Annotated in this window: 19 protein-coding genes and 1 riboswitch; all 19 genes read left to right on the top strand. The window is 50.7% G+C overall.

What is annotated here, in order from left to right; translation table 11 throughout:
* Positions 1 to 4 precede the first annotated feature (4 nt).
* The 19 genes from O9H85_RS32265 to O9H85_RS32175 all read left to right on the top strand — a co-directional run bounded on the left by O9H85_RS32265 (position 5) and on the right by O9H85_RS32175 (position 21,023).
* Positions 5 to 1,084 carry an FAD-dependent oxidoreductase gene (locus O9H85_RS32265; protein ID WP_269885484.1) on the top strand — a complete coding sequence of 360 codons (1,080 nt, stop codon included), beginning with the start codon at positions 5 to 7 and terminating at the stop codon, positions 1,082 to 1,084.
* Positions 1,085 to 1,154: 70 nt separating this feature from the next.
* Complete coding sequence (lspA, locus tag O9H85_RS32260) at positions 1,155 to 1,634, top strand: signal peptidase II (protein WP_269885483.1); 480 nt, start codon at positions 1,155 to 1,157, stop codon at positions 1,632 to 1,634.
* Positions 1,622 to 1,810, top strand: coding sequence for a hypothetical protein (locus O9H85_RS32255; RefSeq protein WP_269885482.1), 189 nt, complete (start codon positions 1,622 to 1,624; stop codon positions 1,808 to 1,810). Before lspA ends, O9H85_RS32255 begins: the two co-directional genes overlap by 13 nt.
* 57 nt (positions 1,811 to 1,867) lie before the next feature.
* Positions 1,868 to 2,632, top strand: a complete 765-nt coding sequence (locus O9H85_RS32250; protein ID WP_269885481.1) for a TVP38/TMEM64 family protein — start codon at positions 1,868 to 1,870, stop codon at positions 2,630 to 2,632.
* A 466-nt stretch (positions 2,633 to 3,098) separates the two neighbouring features.
* Positions 3,099 to 3,884 carry a TatD family hydrolase gene (locus O9H85_RS32245; RefSeq protein ID WP_269885480.1) on the top strand — a complete coding sequence of 262 codons (786 nt, stop codon included), beginning with the start codon at positions 3,099 to 3,101 and terminating at the stop codon, positions 3,882 to 3,884.
* 295 nt (positions 3,885 to 4,179) lie between these two features.
* Complete coding sequence (locus O9H85_RS32240) at positions 4,180 to 5,232, top strand: Gfo/Idh/MocA family protein (protein WP_269885479.1); 1,053 nt, start codon at positions 4,180 to 4,182, stop codon at positions 5,230 to 5,232.
* A complete protein-coding gene (locus O9H85_RS32235; protein WP_269885478.1) occupies positions 5,229 to 6,497 on the top strand; it encodes an ABC transporter substrate-binding protein in 1,269 nt (422 codons plus the stop codon). Before O9H85_RS32240 ends, O9H85_RS32235 begins: the two co-directional genes overlap by 4 nt.
* Before the next feature lie 60 nt (positions 6,498 to 6,557).
* Positions 6,558 to 7,496 (top strand): carbohydrate ABC transporter permease, encoded by a 939-nt coding sequence (locus tag O9H85_RS32230; RefSeq protein ID WP_269885477.1) that lies wholly within the window; start codon positions 6,558 to 6,560, stop codon positions 7,494 to 7,496.
* Positions 7,493 to 8,335, top strand: a complete 843-nt coding sequence (locus O9H85_RS32225) for a carbohydrate ABC transporter permease (protein ID WP_269885476.1) — start codon at positions 7,493 to 7,495, stop codon at positions 8,333 to 8,335. The genes O9H85_RS32230 and O9H85_RS32225 overlap by 4 nt, the downstream gene beginning before the upstream one ends.
* 53 nt (positions 8,336 to 8,388) lie before the next feature.
* Entirely contained in the window at positions 8,389 to 9,351 is a 963-nt protein-coding gene (locus O9H85_RS32220; protein WP_269885475.1) for a sugar phosphate isomerase/epimerase family protein, read from the top strand.
* 162 nt (positions 9,352 to 9,513) lie between these two features.
* Positions 9,514 to 11,028: a response regulator gene (locus tag O9H85_RS32215; protein WP_269885474.1), complete on the top strand. Its 1,515-nt coding sequence runs from the start codon at positions 9,514 to 9,516 to the stop codon at positions 11,026 to 11,028.
* Positions 11,021 to 12,895, top strand: a complete 1,875-nt coding sequence (locus O9H85_RS32210) for a sensor histidine kinase (protein ID WP_269885473.1) — start codon at positions 11,021 to 11,023, stop codon at positions 12,893 to 12,895. Before O9H85_RS32215 ends, O9H85_RS32210 begins: the two co-directional genes overlap by 8 nt.
* A 692-nt stretch (positions 12,896 to 13,587) precedes the next feature.
* A riboswitch (TPP riboswitch) is annotated at positions 13,588 to 13,699 on the top strand.
* Between the two features lie 132 nt (positions 13,700 to 13,831).
* On the top strand, positions 13,832 to 15,169 hold the full coding sequence (locus O9H85_RS32205) for a solute carrier family 23 protein (protein ID WP_269885472.1): 1,338 nt from the start codon (positions 13,832 to 13,834) through the stop codon (positions 15,167 to 15,169).
* Between the two features lie 5 nt (positions 15,170 to 15,174).
* Positions 15,175 to 16,314, top strand: coding sequence for a LuxE/PaaK family acyltransferase (locus O9H85_RS32200; RefSeq protein ID WP_269885471.1), 1,140 nt, complete (start codon positions 15,175 to 15,177; stop codon positions 16,312 to 16,314).
* Positions 16,311 to 17,783, top strand: coding sequence for an acyl-CoA reductase (locus O9H85_RS32195; protein ID WP_269885470.1), 1,473 nt, complete (start codon positions 16,311 to 16,313; stop codon positions 17,781 to 17,783). The genes O9H85_RS32200 and O9H85_RS32195 overlap by 4 nt, the downstream gene beginning before the upstream one ends.
* 16 nt (positions 17,784 to 17,799) lie before the next feature.
* Complete coding sequence (locus O9H85_RS32190; protein WP_269885469.1) at positions 17,800 to 18,567, top strand: 3-oxoacyl-ACP reductase; 768 nt, start codon at positions 17,800 to 17,802, stop codon at positions 18,565 to 18,567.
* A 310-nt stretch (positions 18,568 to 18,877) separates the two neighbouring features.
* Positions 18,878 to 19,480 (top strand): TetR/AcrR family transcriptional regulator, encoded by a 603-nt coding sequence (locus O9H85_RS32185; RefSeq protein WP_269885468.1) that lies wholly within the window; start codon positions 18,878 to 18,880, stop codon positions 19,478 to 19,480.
* Positions 19,481 to 19,485: 5 nt separating this feature from the next.
* On the top strand, positions 19,486 to 20,232 hold the full coding sequence (map, locus tag O9H85_RS32180; RefSeq protein WP_269885467.1) for a type I methionyl aminopeptidase: 747 nt from the start codon (positions 19,486 to 19,488) through the stop codon (positions 20,230 to 20,232).
* Between the two features lie 434 nt (positions 20,233 to 20,666).
* A complete protein-coding gene (locus O9H85_RS32175; protein ID WP_269885466.1) occupies positions 20,667 to 21,023 on the top strand; it encodes a hypothetical protein in 357 nt (118 codons plus the stop codon).
* The last annotated feature ends 23 nt before the right edge of the window (positions 21,024 to 21,046 follow it).

Below are 21,046 nucleotides of genomic sequence, written 5' to 3'. Positions count from 1 at the left end.
TCGAATGAAAACACTGCTTCTTGTAGGTGGCGGACATGCCCACCTTCACATTTTGAAACAGCTGCAAACCGGCGCCTTACCCGGTGTACGAACGATTCTGATCTCCCCATCCGAATTTCAATATTATTCGGGTATGCTCTCCGGGTATATAGAAGGTGTATACAGATTAGATGAAATCCGGTTATCTCTCGATCACCTGACGCGCCGGGCCGGGATCGAATGGATGAAAGATCGGGCGGTTTCGGTGGATCCGGCCCGGCAAACCGTTCTTACGGAGCAGGGAACTACCGTCCGTTATGATGTGGTGTCATTTGATATTGGTTCATTGACGGCTCATACCGAAATCACTGGTGTGGCCGAACATGCTGTTATGATCAAACCGTATGATGCCGTTGCCGAGATCGTGGAAAAAATCGATAGGGCCGAGCAGATTGTAGTGGCAGGAGGAGGGGCATCCGGTGTGGAAGTAAGCTTGGCGATTCAAGCGCGCAGAAGCAAGTCCGGCAAGCTTACTCCGGTTAGTTTGATCAGCGCAGGGGGGCTTTTGTCGAAATCTGGTCCGGCTTTTTCCCGGAAAATCACCGAAATCGTACAGGGAAAAGGAATTCACCTCTGCACGAATGATCCTGTGACGGATTTAACTGCGAACCGGGTTCGACTAAAGTCCGGGTCTTTGCCATTTGATCAGCTCTTGTGGTTAGCCGGACCTCGAGCTCCCGCTATATTTTCCCGGAGTGAGGTGGCAGATAAAGCAGGGTACTTGTTGTTAAATTCCAAGCTCCAATCCGTCTTCTATCCGAATATTTTTGGTGCTGGGGATTGTGTCACAATTGACGAACATCCTGGTTTGGATAAAGCAGGGGTGTATGCCGTTCGCGAAGCTCCTATATTATGGAATAATCTCAAGCAGTTCCTTAATGACGGTCAACTGGCCCGGTACAAGCCGCAACGATCTTATTTATCGATTCTCTCCACTGGCGGTCAGGAAGGTTTACTGTTGTACAAGGGGCTGGCTTTTCATGGGGGATGGTGCTGGAAACTAAAACGCGAGATCGATAAAGCGTTTATGGATAATTATCGATAACTCTCTAAGCGGAGTCGACTTATTTATTTTTATTACGATTAGATGACTTTTGCAAAGCGAGGGGAATTGCTTGGTTTATGCACTTATAACCGTATTGTTGCTATTGGATCTGTTCACAAAAGGTGTGGCGGAAGCCACGATCAAACAGGGCACTACGATTCCGGTCATCCCTGACTGGTTGTCATGGAATGTGATTCATAATTCCGGCGCCAGTTTTGGTCTTCTTGCGAGCCATCCTTATTTCATTCTTGCTGGTAGTATTGCGACGATATCGCTTATCTTCTATCTATATGTAAAAAGCGATACGAAGGGGTTCGCCATGAAAGCTGGCTTCGCCTTAATTGTTAGTGGAGCGGTAGGGAACTTGGTCAATCGAGCGGAATTCGGTTATGTTACAGACTTTATTCAATTTCGCTGGTGGCCGGCCATTTTTAACGTTGCCGATATCGAAATTCGCGCAGGAACGATCATGTTTTTGATTTTATTCGTTTCTAATCGCTGCAAGTTGCTCTTTGGGAAATCTCGTGATTCATGCGGTTGGCAAAAATGAGCGACATCCTTGAAGCGGCGGGCGGAAAAGTCGAATTCGTCATTCCGGATATCGCTCATATGACAAGTCTAAATATTGTTGATAGGCAAATTCATCAGCTTCCTTTTCAAAACAAAGCATCCGGTAATCCGTTGACATTTGAGCCGCTCTCATCAGAGCGGCTTGATATGTTTTGAGGTCTTTAACTTTAGTGGGATTTTTATGTATGCTATCTTACAGAGCAAACCAAAAAAATGAAGTACAATAAATATAATATTTGTGAGGAGCCGGTGATCCGCATGCAACATGACGACAAGGAAGGAAACAGCTCTTCCGGCATCAAGCCATACTCTTCAAAAAGTACGCTAAAGGTGATTGCAGCGATTGGTACGATTGTTTTGCTGGGCGGTGCCCTGTTTTATTTGTGGAAAAGTGGCATTGACATCCAGTGGAATGAGGAGAAGCTATACAATAAAATTCAGTCCATGGGGATTCTAGCGCCTTTTGCTTCGATCGGACTGATGATTCTGCACTCGTTTTTGCCGTTTCCCGGAGAGGTCATTGCTATGCTAAACGGGGCGATGTTCGGCGTTTTTTGGGGAGTTATATATACGTGGATCGGCGCAATGATCGGTGCCTATCTCTCCTTTTTCTTAACCAGAAAATGGGGGATGGGATTACTGCGCTGGATGTTTCCCGCCAGGCGTATCGAAAATCTTGCTGTTTGGAAAAGTGTAGATTCTCCCTGGACTCTGATTATCGTTCGGCTCATCCCGTTGATTTCGTTTAATTTACTCAATTACGTATTAGGATTAAGTTCGGTTTCCATTCGAAGATTCAGTTGGACTACAGCTATTGGGATATTGCCGGGGGTAACGGTCAGCGTCGTTTTTGGAAATAGTTTAGCTCAGTCCAACACCTTGATGATGATGATTTCAGGAGGGCTCATTGCTATCCTAATAGGAATATTGTGGGTTCGAAAGAGAAGAGGCAGAGGTAGAAAAATAGACCAGATATAGTCATCATCTGTCTAATGATATGATGCCGAAAAAAACCTGTACCATCGGGTGTCCATCAAGGTTGACAATGCTGAGGTCGTCCGACACTTGAACGTTCACGGGTCTGAGATGGGTGTGATCCGTCATCAACGAAAAAATTGCCTTCGTTCGTTAAATGCCGCCATCAAGGAAGTACAGGAATCCATTCAATTCTTGTAAGAGGACGAGAACATATATCCATATAAAGCCGCGCCGAGCGCGGTTTTATTATTTTATGGATACAACTTCTTGTCTTTTTTCCGGGACAAGAAGTAGTAATGTTTTCAGTAAATGGACATAAAAATGATGTGTTTTTCAACATTAAATATATTCTGGCGTGTGTTATGATTACGAAGTAAAAGTTCTGATATACTTTGGTGAATATAGATAATTTGAGGAATCTGAGGTCTAAGAGTTTCTAATTCAAAAAACGATGGGAAGATTTTTTATGATTGATGCACATATTCACTTGGATTTATACGAACCAGAGGAAAGGGACCAACTGCTTACATCCCTCAAACTTCATGGAGTGAAGGGGTTGGTTGCGGATTCCATGAATTTGGAGTCTTGCCGCAATCTGCTTAATTTGAAAAAGCATTCTAATCATCCGATCTTTGCGGCATTTGGTTTTCATCCTGAACAGGCTTTACCCGATAAGGAAGAAGTGGACGAGTTGTTTCGGTGGATTCGGGAAAACCAGGGAGAGATGACCGCGATAGGAGAAGTCGGGCTTCCTTATTATTCGCGGACCGCGGCGGAAACTTCAGGAGAAAGGTTCGATATTGAACCTTATGTTCTTTTGCTCGAGCAATTTGTAAAGCTAGCAGCAGAACTAGGGAAACCGATTGTACTTCATGCCGTTTACGAGGATGCAGAGATTGTGTGCGATTTATTAGAGAAGCATGGAGTCAAGCGCGCCCATTTTCATTGGTTTAAAGGCAGCGTGGAAACATTGCGGCGGATGAAGGGGAAAGGATACACTATTTCAATAACACCAGATATAGTATATAAAGAACGGACTAAATCGCTAGTAGAATTTTACCCGCTTAATCTGCTCATGGTAGAGACAGACGGCCCTTGGCCATTTCAGGGCCCGTTCGAAGGACGGCGGACACATCCAAGTATGATTCGGGATTCTATTCGAGAAATTTCCGTTATAAAAAAGATTTCAGTAGAGGAGGCTGGAAGAATCCTATTTGAGAACACAATTCGATTTTATAATATGTTGTTGTGATTTCGGACACAAGCCCCTTCATAATGGGTAAAAAAGGATGAAGGCTTCATAACAATATGTGGGTGTAATAGGAAAATTGCTGGGAATTGTGTCCATGGCGGACCTTGCGACCGATAAAAAGCAGCGGAAGGACGGTTTCCCATAAGGAGATCGTCCTTATCTCGTTTCCTTAGAGCACATTAATTTTATTCATGTTCTCAGCTTAACTTTATTCATTCTCAAGCGCATGTTGGGTCAGGTATATTTATCCATGTAAGCGTTTTTACTTAATATTGGTGCAAAGGGGAGAAGATGATTGGAGCCGTTTCGCTTGATTCAAATCGGTACGGGAGGCTTCGGGCAGTCCTGGCTGCAAATCGTAAAGGAACATGCGGGAGTCGAGCTTGCTGCCGTGGTAGACATCACCGAAGCCAATTTACAGGAGGCCGGAGAGAAGGTTGGGCTGCCGCCGGAGCGGCTATTTCTTACGCCAGAGGAAGCTCTGGCGAAGGTTGAGGCCGATATGGCGCTTATCGTTACCCCGCCGCAGACTCATAAAGCGCTGGCGCTCCAAGCATTGGAAGCCGGACTCCATGTGCTGATGGAAAAGCCGCTGACGCATACTTATCAGGAAGCGCTGGAGCTGCTCGAAGGAAGCCGCCATTATGCGTACCAGGTGGCCGTTAGCCAAAATTATCGGTGGAGACCGGCGCTGCAAACCGTGAGGAAGCTGCTGGACGAACAAGCGATCGGGCAGGTGGGTTATATCGAATATGAGTTCCGGAAGGCGATGAAGTTCGGGGGCTGGCGCGACCGTTACCAGGACATTTTGCTGGAGGATATGTCGATCCATCATTTTGACATCATGCGGTTTCTGCTGGGAAAAGAACCGGTGGACATCAACGCTCGCAGCTTTCGTCCCGCATGGAGCTGGTTCAGCGGAAATCCTTCCGCCGGCGCCTCCATCCGCTTCGAGGACGATATTCATGTCCATTATTTCGGCAGCTGGGTTTCCTGGGGGAAGGAAACGACATGGAACGGAGATATCCGCATCGTAGGCGACCGAGGCGCAATTGAGATCATCGACGATGCCGTTACTCTGTGGACCGGAGAGGAACCGGCAGCTGCGGTCGGACGGGAGGTTGAGCTTGTACAGATGCCGTATACAGACCGTGCGTCCTCCCTGGAGGACTTCGTCGCATCGGTGAAAGCCGGGAAAACGCCTGCTACGGCGATCGAAGACAACCTTCGCAGCTTTGAGCTGACCTGTGCGGCTATCGCATCCGCGCGGTCGGGGCAATCCGTTCACATGGAAGAATTCCGCCACTGCAGCGAACCGGCGACAACTATCAAGGAGGGATCCGTTTGAGAAGGAAAGGATATCTGCTGCTCACCGCGTTATTGTTAGGTCTTACATCGGCCTGTTCGCCGTCAGCGAATCCGGGTGCCCCTGACTCCAAGGCAGGTGCATCGGGCGGATCCGGAAATTCCGGCGGGGTTCCCGTCAAAATTACGTGGTGGGATTATATGAATGCGGACGGGATGGTAGGCGCGCTGAACAAAGTCATCGAAGATTACCAGAAGGCGCATCCGAACGTCACGATCGAGCGCTCCTATGTTCCTTTTGGCGATCTAAAGAACAAGCTGCTGCTCGGCTCGGCAGCCGGCCAGCTTCCGGATATCGTCTGGCTCGATAATCCCGATCATCAAGCCTTCGCTGCTGCCGGGGTACTCGCCGACATTACCAAGGAAGTGCAGGAATGGGGACAGGCGGACCAATATTACAAAGGTCCTTGGTCCTCCACTCAGTATAAGGGCAAAAACTACGGCATTCCGAACAGCAGCAACAATCTTGCGCTGTTTTACAATGCCGATATGCTGAATGCTGCGGGGATTAAGCCGCCAACCAACTGGAATGAGCTGAAGGAAGCGGCGAACAAGCTGAAGAAGCCCGGCGTCTACGGCCTCTCGGTTTCCGCGGTCCGCAATGAACAGGGAACGTTTCAGTTCCTCCCGTTCGTCTGGCAGAGCGGATCGGATTTGAACACGTTCAACAGTCCGGGCACGCTCGAAGCGGTTAAGCTGTGGAAGGAGCTCGTGGATAGCGGAGCGATGTCCAAGGAAATCGTTGGCCAGGATCAGCAGGCCACCGAGCTTCAATTTGCGGCGGGCAACGTAGCCATGATGGTGAACGGCACCTGGCAAATACCCGCGCTGCAAAAGGACGCCAAGTTCAAATGGGACATCGTGCCCCTGCCCACAAATAAACAGGGGGGGACGATTCTCGGAGGGGAGAACTGGGCCATCACTGCCACCACGAAGCATAAGGATGTAGCCTGGGATATCGTCAAATTCGCACAGCAGCCTGAATACTTGAAGAGCTTCCTGAAGGCCGCCGGGCGTCTGCCGGCCAGGAAGGATTTGATTCAAGACCCGATTTGGCAGAATGACAAGCTATTGAAAATATTCGCCGACAGTATGGACGTAGCCAAAGCACGCGCCTACGGCCCGAATTATCCGAAGATTTCAGATGCCGTGCAGGAAATGCTTCAGCAGGTGCTGACCGGCATCAAATCGCCGGAGGACGCCGTAAAGGATACGGATGCCAAAATCAAACCTTTGCTGGCGCAGTAGTTCGCAGGGAGGGAACGCCTGTGTTCCTTCCCACATCTTCTCCAAAAATGAGGGAGGCTCATGGACATCCAAACTTCGGCCGGCGCGCCGAGCAAATCCGCAAGAACCGTAGCCGGAAGGCGCAGTTGGGGCACCTGGGGCAATTATTTGTTCATTGCGCCCGGGGTACTGTTTATGATCTGCTTTCTTGTGTTTCCGATTGTATATAATTTGCTTCTCAGCTTTCAAAATGTGACCTTGATGAACCTGAAGGGTGAGCATGAGTTTGTCGGATGGAGCAACTATGCCGCGATGTTTAAAGACGAGGTATTCCGGATTTCCTTCAAAAATTCGGCCGTTTTCACCGTGGGGAGCATCGTATTTCAGTTCTGCATCGGGTTTGCGTTCGCCTTGTTCTTTAACCGCCAATTCCCGGGAAGAGACACGATGCGGTCGCTCATGCTGCTGGCCTGGATGATGCCAATCGTCATCTCCGCCACGCTGTTCAAATGGATGCTCGCGGGCGATAACGGTATTGTGAATCATCTGCTTCAGGCCATAGGTCTACTTGATCATCCGAAGTTTTGGCTGACGGAAGAGCACACCGCGCTGGCCGGCACGATGGTGGCGAACATTTGGATCGGCATTCCTTTCAATATGGTGATCCTGCTCTCGGGTCTCCAGGCACTACCGGGCCATTTGTACGAAGCGGCCAAAATCGACGGGGCCGGACGCTTCCGGCAGTTTGCGAATATTACGCTTCCCCTGCTTCGACCGACGATCCTCGTACTGCTGATGCTGGGCGTGATTTATACGTTTAAGGTGTTCGATTTGATTTTCATCATGACCGGCGGCGGCCCGGTGAATGCTTCAACGGTATTTCCGCTGTATGCGTACCGTTTATCTTTTACGAACTTCGATTTCAGTCTGGGTGCAACGGTGGCTAGCTTCATGTTCATGCTGCTGTTCGTGCTGGCGGGGGTCTATCTTTGGTTGATGCGGAAGGAGGAGCAATTGTGATCGGTAAGACGGTATACAAAGGCCGGGATTACGCGATGTCGACGGTAGGCTGGGTTCTTACCCTGGTTTTCTTATTCCCGGTGTACTGGATGATTGCAACCTCGCTTAAGCCGATGGGGGAACTGTTCGTCATCCCGCCCCACCTCTTCCCGCATGAGCCGACCTTCAGCTCTTATGTGGATAACTTCTTGAAGAACCGGGCCATGCTCGGTTATATCGGCAACAGCTTTATTATCGCCACGGGAACCATGGCGCTGACGCTGCTACTCGCAACCCCGGCCGCTTACGGGCTCGCCCGGCTGCCGATGAGAGGCAAGGCCGCCATCTTGATTCTGCTGCTCGCCACCCAGATGCTGCCGAGCATCATGCTAGCCATGCCACTGTTCATCGCTTTCTCCAAGGTTCAGCTGATCAACAGCTTTACTGCTTTGATCGTCGCCAATACGACCCATTCGCTTCCCTTTGCGATCCTGGTGCTACGTCCTTACTTTTTATCGGTTCCAGGGGGGCTGGAGGAGGCGGCGATGATCGATGGCTGCGGAAAGTTCAGCGCATTCCGGCGCATTATTCTTCCCTTGGTAAAGCCGGGCCTGCTGACGGTAGGCGCCTTCTGCTTTCTGTGGGGCTGGGGGGATTTTCTGTTCGCCCTGACGCTGACGTCCAATGAGGCGATCCGCCCGCTCACGATGGGGCTGTACAAGTTCATCGGGGAATATGGAACCCAGTGGAATCATCTCATGGCCGTCGCCACGATCGCAGCGGTTCCGATTATTCTGATCTTTATCACGATGCAAAAGTATATCGTAGGCGGGATCACGAGCGGGGCGATGAAGGACTGAAGCAAGGTACAGAACTTAAGCGGAACGAATTACAACCATTTAGGGTTCAACCTATGAAGCTAGGCGTATTTCTGACTCTTTTCCGCCGTCATTCCCTGGAGGATGCGCTGGCCTATGTGTCCAAGCAGGGGATTCAAACCGTGGAGATAGCAACCGGAGGCTATGTCGGCAATCATCATCTCCGTCCGTCGGAAGTGCTGGGCAATCCGAAAGAAATCGAGCGGATCAAGAAGCTGCTGGAACGTTATCAGTTGACAATCAGCGCGCTAAGCTGTCATGGTAACCCGCTTCATCCGAATCCGGAGGTTGCAGAGCAGCACCAGCGAGATTTTGAGCAGACGATTCTGCTGGCGGAAGAGCTGGGCGTGGAGACGGTCGTCAATTTCTCCGGATGTCCGGGCGAATCGGAAACGTCACAAAGACCGGTCTGGGTGACTTGTCCCTGGCCGAACGATTTCTCGGAGATCGTGGCATGGCAGTGGGAGGAGAAGGTCCTTCCGTACTGGGAACGGATGGGCCGTCTTTTCAGAGATCACGGGGTGAAAGCCGCGGTCGAGCCTCATCCGGGGTTTGTCGTCTATAATACGGAGACGGCGCTTCGGCTGTGTAAGGCAGCAGGAGAGCAGGTCGGCATCAACTTCGACCCGAGCCACATGTTCTGGCAGGGCATGGATCCGGTTGCCTCCATCCTCGCTCTGCAGCGTAGGATCTATCATTTTCACGCCAAAGATACGGCAATTTATCCCTATAACAACGCGCTGAACGGCGTATTGGATACGAAATCGTACAAGGATGTGCGGCAGCGCTCCTGGACGTTTCGCACCGTCGGCTACGGGCACGGGACCGAAGTATGGAAAGACATCGTCAGCGCGCTGCGGACGGTAGGCTACGACGGGGCGGTCAGCATTGAGCATGAAGACGGGCTGATGTCGGTGCAGGAAGGCTTTACTAAAGCGGTCCGCTTTTTGCAGGAGATCCTGATTACCGAAACGTCAGGTGAAATGTACTGGGCCTAAGCAAACGCATAAGAGAGGGTTGGGCGCCGCGCCGCGGCACCAGCCGTCTTTTTGTTTGATGGCGAAAGGGAAATGCACGTCCGTACGCCATAACTCATCTTGGTATAGTACAATAAAGCTAGCGGCCAAACGGCCTTACACCGAAGCGGGGAGGATGCCGGTATGAATATCCTGATTGTAGACGACGAGCCCATTATCCGGAAAGGACTGGAAAAGGCGATCCGTCAGCTGGAAGGGTTCACGGTTGCAGGGTCGGCGGACGACGGGGAGACGGCACTGGAATGGTTGGAGGGGGCGGAGCGCCTGCCCGATTTGATCATCACGGATATCTTCATGCAGTATATCGACGGCCTCGAACTCATCGAGCAGGTGAACCGTTTATACCCTGGAATCAAATGCACTATCTTGTCAGGACACGAGGAATTCCATCTGGCGCAGAAAGCAATTGATCTCAAGGTGTGCCGCTATATCACAAAGCCGGTGGAGCCGTCCGAGCTGTACGCCGTTCTGGACTGCATCCGCACCGATATCCGCAAGGAGCGGCTGCGCCGTTCTGATCTTTTAAGGTTGGAGCAACTGACAGCCAATGCATCGCTGTATGTCAGGGATAAGCTGCTGTCCGATCTGCTGGAAGGGCGGCTGGTCTCCGCTGCGGAGCTGCATGATTTTGCGGGCTGCTTTCCTTTCTCGTTGGAGGAGGAGTTTATTAGCGGAGTCATGTGCGTGTGCAAATGGGACAGTGGATCTTCGCAGAGAGATATGCTGTTGTATAGCGTGGCTGTGAAACAGCTGTTTTTGGAAGCGGTTTTATCTCACAGGAAAGGCTTTATTATGATTAAAGATACGGGCACATTGGTGTTCGGGATGCAGGGAGATTCCCGCGAGCTGGAAACGGCGGCAGACTTCTGCTCGCTGGCCGAAAGCGTACTCGGTATTCCCGTCGCGGTAGAGCTGGGGGACCCGGCCAAAGGGCTATTGCAACTGGCGTCCTCCTTGGCGGGAGCGTTTGAACGGCTGGAGGCACGGATGAACGAAACGTTCGTTTATCCGTTTCAAGAGGAGCAGCGGCTACGAGTCGCACTTCGCACGGGAGATACCGACGGAATGCACAGGGTGACTGCAGATTTTGCGGGACGGCTGCTTGCCACAGGCTCAGGCCCGGACATTGCTCTGCAGGGCTTCTACAAGCTGATCGTCTCTGTTGAGCAGCTACTCGAGGAGCTCCAGGTCGCATGTCCTCCGTCTCCGCGTTTGTCTCATCTGCCTTTCCCTTCCGCCGTGGAGCGGATAGAGAGGTGGCTGGATGCCTGCCTGCTCGCAAGGGGCGCCCTGCCTTCCCCGAGCGGCAGCGAACTAGTAGACAAAGTGGCGGCGTATCTGGAGGAGCATTATGCCGAGGCTTCCCTTACGTTGCAACAGCTGGCGGAGCTTGCCGGTGTCCATCCGAACTATCTCACCCAAACGTTCCGCAAAATAACGGGATTATCCTGCATGCAGTATTTGGCCCGCCTGCGCATGGAGAAGGCGAAAGCGTTGCTGCATCAGACGGAATTGAAAATATGCGATATCGCGGAACGAGTCGGGTACGAGAATCCCTTATATTTCAGCAGCTATTTCAAAAAGTGGGTCGGCGTGAATCCTTCCGATTATAAGGATGGGATGGGAACATATGCTTAACTGGGCATTGCGTTTTGTTACCCGGTGGTACCGTAACTTAAGCCGGCGCATTTTCGTAAAGCTGATCCTGCTCATTGTCATACCGAATTTGCTGCTGCTTGTCATTATCAACCAATTGATGAACAGGCAGATCCAGCAGAAGCTGAGCGAGATGGACAATACGCTTTATGTGCTGGAGCATGCGACGAGCCGCGAACTGCGGGGATTATTCGGCGACGTGACCACGCTGACGAATCAAATCCTGATCGAACCCGAGGTTCAGCAAATTTTATCCGGTACCAGAGAAGGAACGGCGGCTTACCAGAAGGAATATTACCCTGATGCAAACGAGCTTGTAAGAAGAGAAAAATATATGAAACAGGATATATTGCGTGGCATTTTATCACGGTACCGGCTGGTGTGGAACAATATTTTTTCCATCGCGATCCTTGCCGCCGATGACGGCGAGCTATATTTGAACACATCGGAAAATTACCAAATCACCTCGGAAGACTTAAAGGGCTCTCTGCTGCTAAAGGAAGTGGCTTCCCCTGACCATACCGGCCTTGCTTGGAGCGTCAATGACGCGCTGACGAAGAAGACCGATATGATTACCTTCGCGAGAAGAATTTACGGCGTGGGCGACCCGCAGCGGGTCATCGGTTACGTGCTGGTCAATTTGTCGCTGAATGCGGTGCGCGGCTCTTTCGAGACCTATAATTATTACGGACAGATGATCTTCGGCCTGGCGGATCAAAGGGAAAGCACCTGGATGATCTACGACCGGAAGAACATCATCGGCGGGCAGGGACGCCTTCTTCCATATTCGCTTAAGGATTTGTCCTCGCGCCTGACCGAAGTGGACCTGAACGGCCGGACGTGGCGGGCGGTGGTCATGCCGATGGAAAAGGATGATTATTTGTTCATTGGCCTCGATGCTGAATACATCCGCCGAGCTTCAGCCGATATTCGCAGCCAATTGTACTTTGGCTATGCTTTTTTCCTAGCACTCGCCTTTCTTATATCGCTGCTGGGGGCGAAAATCTTGACGGAGCGTCTCGGCAAGCTGAACAAGGCAATGCGTACGCTCGGACAAAAGCAGTGGGGTACCCGGATTGAGTTGAAAGGGAGTGACGAAATCCGCGTAATCGGCGACACCTTTAATTCCATGGCTACCCATATCGAGGAACTGCTGGAGAATTTAAAAGAACAGCAGAGCTTGAAGCGGCTTTTTGAGCTGAGGGTGCTCGAATATCAAATCAATCCGCATTTTTTGTACAATACGCTCGATACGATCAACTGGATGGCGCTGGAAAATAACCAAACTCGCATCAGTCAAATGGTGAACGGCTTGTCCAAGCTGTTCCGGATGATCTTAAGCAAAGGGAGGGAAGTGATCTCCCTGCAGGAGGAATTCGAGATGATCCGGATCTATTTGAACATCCAAAAGATCCGCTTCGAGGATCGGTTTGACTACAGCGTCGAGCTGGATGCGGACGTGTCCCGTTATCCCATCTGCAAGCTGGTACTCCAGCCGATTGTTGAAAATGCTATCGTTCACGGCATCCGGCGCCTGCGCGGGCCGGGGTTTATCCGTTTGACGGGCGGCCGGGCGGGTGAGCATGTTCTCCTTGAAATTTCCGATAACGGTGTAGGCATGACCGCGGAACAAATCAGAAAGCAGACCGGGCTCCTGGGAGCGGATATTTGGGGGAACGATGTGATCGCTTCTTCCGGTTACGGCATGAAGAATGTGGATTCCCGGCTAAAGCTGCTGTTTGGGGAGGATTATCGAATGACGCTGGAATCAAGTACGGAACCGCCAACAGGAACCACGATCCGTATCACAATCGAAGAATCCGCTATGCTTGGAAAATTAGGGGAGTAGTTGACGAACGAATTTCGTTATATCCTCGCCTAGATAGTGCCTACACGTTAAGTCTCTGGAAGCTCTTGCGCTGCATGGATGGCTAACGGGCAGGTTGCTTGATCAGTTGCTGTCCGGCGACACAAACATAGGTGCTTTGAGATCTCCGTTAATTGGGGATTTTTATTTGAAAGTACATATGTTTGTATCGCGAAGTCACGACACAAACATATGCGCATAATCGTGAATGAACCATCGCCAAAGGAGAGAGCACCACAACCAAGGACACCCAATAAATCAAAAAGATGTGTTTTGGGGAAATAGCAATCGATATATATTTTAGAAGGCCCCATTGGAACCATATACATAGCTGCAGCAAGTCGGGCTTAGGCTGGGGGAATCGCTATATCTGGCCTAATTCGTGTAAACAAAAGATCCTTTGCAAATCCCGCTTCTTTCTCATTGGAGGGCTTCCGATGGGATAAAATGGATCTAATCGTGATCGTAGTTAGATCAGATCGCCATTCATGGCGGCAATCGCATAATTATCTTAAGTATAAGTTCTTGTCAAAATTAGATGACAAGAATTTTTTATGACATTCCCGGTTTTGACAAGAACTTAATGACATTCCATTCCCAACGGATCTCTGCTACTAAACTTAAGATTTCAAAACGTTGACAAATGGAGAGCATGGGAGTACGCTAGTACCGACAATTGAATCCACGGGAGCTGAGGAAACTCTGCTGAGAGGATAGCTGATTCGCTATCGACCGTTAAACCTGATCTGGATAATGCCAGCGGAGGAATTGCGTGCTATGTCGTTTCATTAGTGCTTTAGTGCGTACATGAGAAACCGCCATTCATCAGAATGCAGCGGTTTTTTTGCATGGGTGAAGGGAGTTCCCCCTGGCAGGAGAGAAGGTTGGAAAGAATGATAACGAAGGGAGCTCAATATCATGGAAAACGTAAACAATGAATCGGCGGAAAGCCGGTTAACTGTACGGCTGGAGGATAAGCTGCCGCCCGTACGATCTTTTATGTACGGATTGCAGCATGTTTTCGTATCTAACGTTTGGCTGGATCCCGTGTTTGTCGCGGCGATGATTGGCCTTCCGCTAACGCTGGCTGCCAACATGGTGAACGCGATCTTTATTGCGGCTGGCCTTGTCACGCTCACACAGGCTACACGTTTAGTGCGTCTGCCGATCGTACAGGGGCCGTCAGCGGCTTTTGACGCGCTGATGATCTCAGCAGGAAAATCCAAAACGCTGGCCGCAGCGGGTGGCGGCATTATTCTTAGCGGGTTGATCGTTTTTATACTCGCGATTACGGGTGTTCTCGGACGATTGAAATCCGTATTTACTCCAGTGGTGACCGGATGCGTGATCTTGATCGTAGGTGTTTCTTTGTCCAGTTTTACACTTTTCGAGTTCTTGGGAGGCACCCAGGGCATGGATACCTTCCTCAGCAAGCCGGTGCTTCTGATGTCGATTCCGACGGCATTGGTTGTTGTGCTGCTTACTACATTCGGCAGAGGTGTGTACCGTTCCTACGCCTTTTTAATCGCTTTGGCGATTGGCGATTTGATTGCTGTAGCTTTAGGCAAAGCGCAATTTTCACTGGTTGCCTCCAAAGCATGGTTCGGTCTGCCGCAGCTGCTGCCATATGGTCCGCTTGAATTTCGTTGGTCCGCGTTTGCCACGTTCTTTTTCGCCTACGTGGTGGCGGTGATTGAAGCGATGGGCGTTTATCACGCTGCGGCTGAAGCACTGAACATCACACTCGACCGCAAAAGGATCCGCAACGGCTTTGCCGGGGAATCGGCGGGCTCCATCCTTTCCACCTTGATCGGCGGATTTCCGACTACGGCCTATGCGCAAAATGTTGGGCTGCTCCGTTTGACCGGCGTGGGCTCAAGACACAGCGTTATCGTGGCGGGTATCATTTTCCTTGTGCTCGGCTTTGTTCCTAAGGCCGGCGCTCTGCTTGCGGTTACGCCGGATGCGGTTGTCGGCGGGATCTTCCTTCCAGCTGCCGCTTCCCTGATTTTTTCGGGGATCGGACTGCTGGTCAGGATGGACAAGACCGATGCCAATCTGATGATCGCAGGCCTATGCATTTTGCTGGCCACGTCGCTGCCGTCATACTTTAAAGGTTTGTCCGGTTTTGCCGGCGACTTCCTGTCGAATGCGATTTTGGTAGGAACTTTATCGGCCATCGGTTTACAGCTTATACTAGTCAATATTCCCGGGTGGTTTGGAAAACGGCCTACCGGCACTAATGAAAGAGGGTAAGCCCGTTGCGTAAAGAATCGGTTGAAATGATCAAAAGCTTAATAGCCTATATCGAAAAGTACTCGGATTGTGATCTGACTGAAACGGAAACCAATAAAGCCTTTCAAGAGCTTGCCTTGCAGCTGTTTAAGTTCCAGTTCACCTTCAATCCCGCCTATAAAAAATATGCCCAGGCCCGGCGCAAAACGCCGTTCACGGTAAAGGACTGGCGCGAACTTCCGCCGATTCCGATCCAAGCGTTCAAGGAATTGACTTTGTCCTGCGAGCCGCCGGAGGAGGCAGAAGCGGTGTTCATGACCAGCGGGACGACGAATGCCGATAAAAAGGGCAAGCAGTACCACCCGACCTTCCGGGTTTGGGACGAATCGATGGCCGGGCCGTTTAAGCATTTCGTCTTGCCGGACCGGGACCGCATGACGATGTTTCTGCTTTCCCCGGCGGAGGATGTGAACCGGAACTCGTCACTGTCCCGTTATTTAACGAAGGCGGTGGAGCGCTTTGGTACGCCGAATAGCCGGTTTTTCTTCTCGGAGGCGAAAGGGCTTGACATGGATGCGGTATTCCAGGCGCTTCAGGAGAGTGAAAAACAGGGGGAACCGTTACTTCTGCTTGGTGCAACGTTTGCTTATGTGCATCTGCTCGACGCCATGGAGGAACGGGGGCTGCGCTTCCGTTTACCGGAGGGAAGCCGTGTTTTTGATACCGGCGGCTTGAAGGGACAAGCCCGGGAAATTACAGCCGATGAACTGTATGCCCGTTTTTCCAGTGATTTCGGCGTAGAACGTGATGATTGTATCAATATGTACGGGATGACGGAGCTGTGCTCTCAATTCTATGATCAAACCATCCGAAGCAAACATGGATCGGGTGTACTGAACCGTCTTAAAAAAGGTCCGGCTTGGGTGCGTACGCTTGTGTTGGATCCCGATACGCTGCAGCCTCTGCCCGACGGTGAAACAGGCGTGCTGGCGCATATCGATTTGGCGAATTGGAACTCTGCACTGGCCATTTTAACCGAGGACATGGGTCGTAAAACGGAAAAAGGCCTGGATCTTCTTGGACGATTGAAAGGATCGGAGGCCCGCGGCTGTTCGATTGCGGTGGACCAGCTGCTCAGCGTAGCACGAAAGCAGGATCAAACATGAAGGATGTCCAAGGTGAACAGCTCATCCGGCCTGCTTATAAACTTCCGGGCGGCATTCAGCCGGAGTTATTTACGGAGCGGCGATTTCAAGGCGCGGAATGCGAGCTCGTTTTGCAGCTGCCGGTCTTGACACCCAAGCTGATGAATGAGATCGCGCATACGCTTCGGGAACGCCGCAAGCAGTATCTCTTCCGATTGTCTACCGGGCAAATTGTGGCTAAGCTCGATCAAGCCGTACAAAAATGGCTGGATCCCGATTATGAGCTTCGGCGTCTGGCTGAAGCCTGGCTGCCGGTCATTACCGGGTATGACCGTGAAATGATCCGGCTGGAGCTGAAGCGGCTTATGCGGACCTTTCGCAAAAAGGAGCTGCTTCGTTTTCTCGATGAGGAGTTTGATAATCCGGCGGTGCTCGATGAGTTCCGCCCAAGAAAAAACGGAGGTCTGAGCCGCGCCTACGGCCCCGAGCTCCTGTTTCATGTTTTTTCCGGCAATGTACCCGGACTTCCCGTTTGGAGCCTTGTCTCTGGCTTCTTGCTTAAAGCCGCCAACCTGGGCAAAACGTCCTCCTCCGAGCCGTTGATGCCCGTTTTGTTCGCGGAATCTTTAGCAGAAGTAGACCCGGAGCTGGCCGATTGCATGGCGATTGTTCCGTGGAAGGGCGGCACCATTGAGATCGAGGACACAGTTATGGAAGCGGCTGACGGGATTGTCATCTACGGCGGCGAAGAACCGGTCCGGCAGCTGCGCCAACGGGTTAGCGGCGCCAAGCGATTCGTCACCTACGGCCATAAGGTCAGCTTTGCAATGATCGGCAGGGAAGCGCTGACGGCCGACCGGTACCGGGAGACCGCCCGCCGCGTGGCAGAGGACGCCTCGGTTTATGATCAGCAGGGCTGCCTCTCGCCGCATAGCATTTTGGTTGAAGAGGCCGGTGCGGTGACCCCAAGACAATTCGGCCAGCTGCTTGCCGCGGAGATGCAAAATTACCAGGAGAAGAAGCCCAGGGCGGCGTTATCGGATGAAGAATCGATGGCCATTCAGGCTGTTCGAAGCCGGTATGAAATGCAATCCCTCGGCAGTGACGAGGTGGCTGTATATACCAGCAAACAGGGAACTGATTGGACAGTCATTTATCATGATAAAACAGGCTTTGAGCCGTCGCCTTTAAATCGGACGGTTCACGTATTCCGTTGTGATACGCTAGAAGAGGGAGCAGCATCTATTTCTCCTTTCAGCGACTACCTGCAAACCGCTGCCGTCGCGGTGGGGCCGGAGCGGTTGCTGACGCTCTCCGATGAGCTTGGCAGGCTTGGGGTAACCCGCATTTGCGCCGTCGGGCGCATGCCGCGGACACCGGCGGGGTGGCACCATGACGGACGGTTTAACCTGCTGGATTTCGTCCGCTGGGTGGATATTGAAGCAAGTGTTGAGCAGGCCGCTGAGCAATTCGACCCGGATGTGGAATGAAAGGAGTCAGGTACGAATGGACTTTAAAGGGAAAGTAATTTTGGTGACCGGGGCGAGCCGCGGAATCGGTGCGAAAATAGCGGAAGCGTTTGGTGCCCTGGGCGGTATCGTCATCGTGAATTATCTCCGAAATCGGCAAGCGGCCGATGAAGTGGTGAACACGATTCGTTTGACCGGCGGAGAAGCCGCGGCCCTGCAGGCGGATGTGACGGACCTAGCGTCGGTGGAGCGGATGATGGCAGAGATTATAGATAACTTTGGTACGATTGATGTCGTGGTCAATAATGCACTTAGCCACTACACGTTCAATCCCAAAACCCGCAAACCCGCCTGGGACTTGCAGTGGAAGGATTACCAGACCCAGCTTGAGGGGAGCCTGGGCGGCGCATTTCATGTCTGCAAGGCGGCCATGCCTTACATGAAGGCACAGCATGAGGGACGGATCATTAACATGGTGTCCAATTTGACCGATTTTCCTGTAGTGCCCTATCATGACTATACAACAGCGAAAACAGCGCTTTTGGGCTTCAGCCGAAACCTGGCCGCGGAGCTGGGCGCTTTTGGTATTACAGTAAACTGCGTCTCCCCGGGGCTGACCTATCCGACGGATTCCAGCCGCGATACGAAGGAGGATGTCCGGGACATCCTGACCCGACTTACGCCCATGGGGCGGCTTGCTTCGCCTAAGGATATTACGGGAGCCGTATTATTTTTCGCTTCGGACCTGGCGGGCTTTGTCACGGGCCAGTGTCTGCGGGTGGATGGCGGATTGGTCATGGTATAGGCTCAAACGCCCGACAAAGGCTTCAGAGATCAAACACTCATTCCTGGGTAGAATGGGTGTTTTTTGTTTTTCATAAGGTATTACCTGGAAACCGGACACAAAAAAGATATCACAGAAAACTCAAGAAAGAGGATAGTACCCACCAGCAGCTTCGACGACGACGATAAACGCCATTTTTCCCGACTCTTTTCCTTTGCTGGATAAAGCTTTATCCGAAAAAAAAGGCGAATCGAAGTACTTGATCCTTACTTCCAAATGAACTATATTAATTTTACATTGACATTACTGCAGGTCTAAAAAAGGAGGAGCCATGTCACCACGTACCAAAGAACAGAATGACGCGATCCGGGAGATGCGGATGAACCAAATTATGCAAGCGGCTGCGGAAGTATATTTGGAGAAGGGCATTCAATTGGAAATACGCGATGTTGCGGTCAAGGCAGAGCTCGGCTACGGAACCGTGTATCATTACTACAAAAATAAGCACATGCTTTTGGAAGATTTACTGTGGGATGCCCTGAATCGAACGGAGTCGGCAGTACTGCCCGCTTTGACGGGGGACGGCGGCAGTTTGCTTAAAGCTGAGTCGTTCTCCAGGCTGCTCCTGCGGAAGTGCATCCAGGATCCTTCCGTATTTATTTTGCTTAAAACGGTTGCGGATAATTTTCATCACTTCCCGGGAAACCGGTTCATCAAGCTGTTTGCCGATTTTCAGGAACGGATCTATTTGCCGTTTGTGGAAATGATTCGTGAAGGAATCGGTTTCAAATCACCGGAGAAAACAGCTAATCTGATATTTGGCTCGCTTGTTGGCTGCACAGCATTGAACATCCACCACAATATGCGGAACGAGATGGATGTGGAAGGGATCGTCGATATGATTTTTTCAGGCATACAGTCAAAGGAGAGATGAATGGAATGGTCATCCTGAAATCGAGAGCAGAAATTGAAGAAATGAGAAAAGCCGGCCGAATTGTCGCTGCTTTTCATCAAGCAATCGCAGGTATGATCCGGCCGGGTGTCACGACGCTCGATATCGAGTCGTTCGCGGTGCGGTTCCTGAAGGAGAATGACGCCAAGGCTTATACGATAGGCTACAACGGCTATCCGTTTGCGACATGTGCGTCTGTCAACGACGTCATTGCGCATGGTTTTCCGACTCGGAAGCCGCTCAAGGAAGGCGACATCGTCAAAATCGACATCGTCGCGGATGCGGATGGCTGGATCGGCGATTCAGCTTGGTGTTATGCGGTCGGCGAGGTGTCGGAAGAAGCCCGTAATCTGATGCGGGTAACGAAGGAATGCTTATATCTTGGTGTCGAAAAAGCTGTCGTCGGAAACCGGATCGGCGATGTGATGCACGCGGTTCAAACCCATGCCGAGCGAAACGGATTCTCGGTGGTGCGCGATCTGCTCGGTCATGGCGTAGGAAGGGAGATGCACGAGGAACCTAGTTATACCCACGTCGGGAATCCGGGCAAAGGGTTCCGCTTGAAGGAAGGGATGGTTTTTACGATCGAGCCGATGCTAAATGCCGGAAAAGCGTTAATGACGATTGATGCCGACGGATGGACCGCCAGAACCGCTGACGGCTCGCTTTCCGCACAGTACGAGCATACGGTCGCCATTACTGCGGATGGCCCGATTATATTGACCGCACAATAGAATTCAATCCTTTTATTTGTTCTGGCCGCTCTAATCATTAGAACGGCCCAAATGTAAATTGTAACATTGACTACGAACTAAATGAAGTACGTGTAACATGTAAATACGAACTATCAGGTGTTTAGTATGAGCGAATATTATAGAAGTTCGTATTTAAGTGTTACTGAACTATAAAATAAAATTTTATAGTATTGGTGGAGTCGTGTCGGACGACAAGAACTTGACCCTTTTGTTGTGAGAACAAGGATCAAGAATAATTGGTTACAAATTAATGTTTCGAAGGTATGATTTTGACTAATATCATCAAGCCGCCGCGGGATCGATCCATCGATCGGGCGGCCTCGTTAAGCTAAATGGTAGGATAATATGGAATTCTCATGAATGAGTAATGTACAAATAATCGTCGGCATTCATTAAGGAAAGAAGGGCAAGTCATGAAACTTAGAGGGACCATGACAGAACAAGCATCCAGAAAAGAATTACAAGCCTCTAGAATTCGTCTTTTCAATGATACATCCATGCGAAGATTTTTAAACATAATAAGTCAGACTTTTCCCACAATGAAAACAGCATACATCTTATACTGGACACAGGAGCAGGGGGAAGATATTATCACTTTTCTTGTGGACACACATTCAGTTATTATGATTGAATTGGATCGCTTCGATGATGAAGTAGCTCCAATAATAGATGTATATCCAATAGAGAATTTGACTAAGGGACTTAGTCAGACGAGTCAGATTAAAATAGCAGTTGCTTTGGATTTAGCTAAAAATGATCTAAAACTTTGAAAAAAGATTGGGCTAACGGATTA

This window comes from Paenibacillus gyeongsangnamensis (genome assembly GCF_027533625.1).
Lineage (GTDB): Bacteria > Bacillota > Bacilli > Paenibacillales > NBRC-103111 > Paenibacillus_G > Paenibacillus_G gyeongsangnamensis.
The sequence above is the reverse complement of the archived record's forward strand: the minus strand, read 5'-3'. Positions and strand labels throughout refer to the sequence as shown.

Bases quoted from the DNA above. Each gene is read 5' to 3' on its own strand.
- O9H85_RS32220 (WP_269885475.1), top strand. From the start codon at position 8,389: ATGAAGCTAGGCGTATTTCTGACTCTTTTCCGCCGTCATTCCCTGGAG.
- O9H85_RS32250 (WP_269885481.1), top strand. From the start codon at position 1,868: ATGAAGTACAATAAATATAATATTTGTGAGGAGCCGGTGATCCGCATG.
- O9H85_RS32215 (WP_269885474.1), top strand. From the start codon at position 9,514: ATGAATATCCTGATTGTAGACGACGAGCCCATTATCCGGAAAGGACTG.
- map (WP_269885467.1), top strand. From the start codon at position 19,486: ATGGTCATCCTGAAATCGAGAGCAGAAATTGAAGAAATGAGAAAAGCC.
- O9H85_RS32230 (WP_269885477.1), top strand. From the start codon at position 6,558: ATGGACATCCAAACTTCGGCCGGCGCGCCGAGCAAATCCGCAAGAACC.
- O9H85_RS32265 (WP_269885484.1), top strand. From the start codon at position 5: ATGAAAACACTGCTTCTTGTAGGTGGCGGACATGCCCACCTTCACATT.
- O9H85_RS32185 (WP_269885468.1), top strand. From the start codon at position 18,878: ATGTCACCACGTACCAAAGAACAGAATGACGCGATCCGGGAGATGCGG.
- O9H85_RS32210 (WP_269885473.1), top strand. From the start codon at position 11,021: ATGCTTAACTGGGCATTGCGTTTTGTTACCCGGTGGTACCGTAACTTA.
- O9H85_RS32245 (WP_269885480.1), top strand. From the start codon at position 3,099: ATGATTGATGCACATATTCACTTGGATTTATACGAACCAGAGGAAAGG.
- O9H85_RS32175 (WP_269885466.1), top strand. From the start codon at position 20,667: ATGAAACTTAGAGGGACCATGACAGAACAAGCATCCAGAAAAGAATTA.
- O9H85_RS32205 (WP_269885472.1), top strand. From the start codon at position 13,832: ATGGAAAACGTAAACAATGAATCGGCGGAAAGCCGGTTAACTGTACGG.
- O9H85_RS32190 (WP_269885469.1), top strand. From the start codon at position 17,800: ATGGACTTTAAAGGGAAAGTAATTTTGGTGACCGGGGCGAGCCGCGGA.
- O9H85_RS32195 (WP_269885470.1), top strand. From the start codon at position 16,311: ATGAAGGATGTCCAAGGTGAACAGCTCATCCGGCCTGCTTATAAACTT.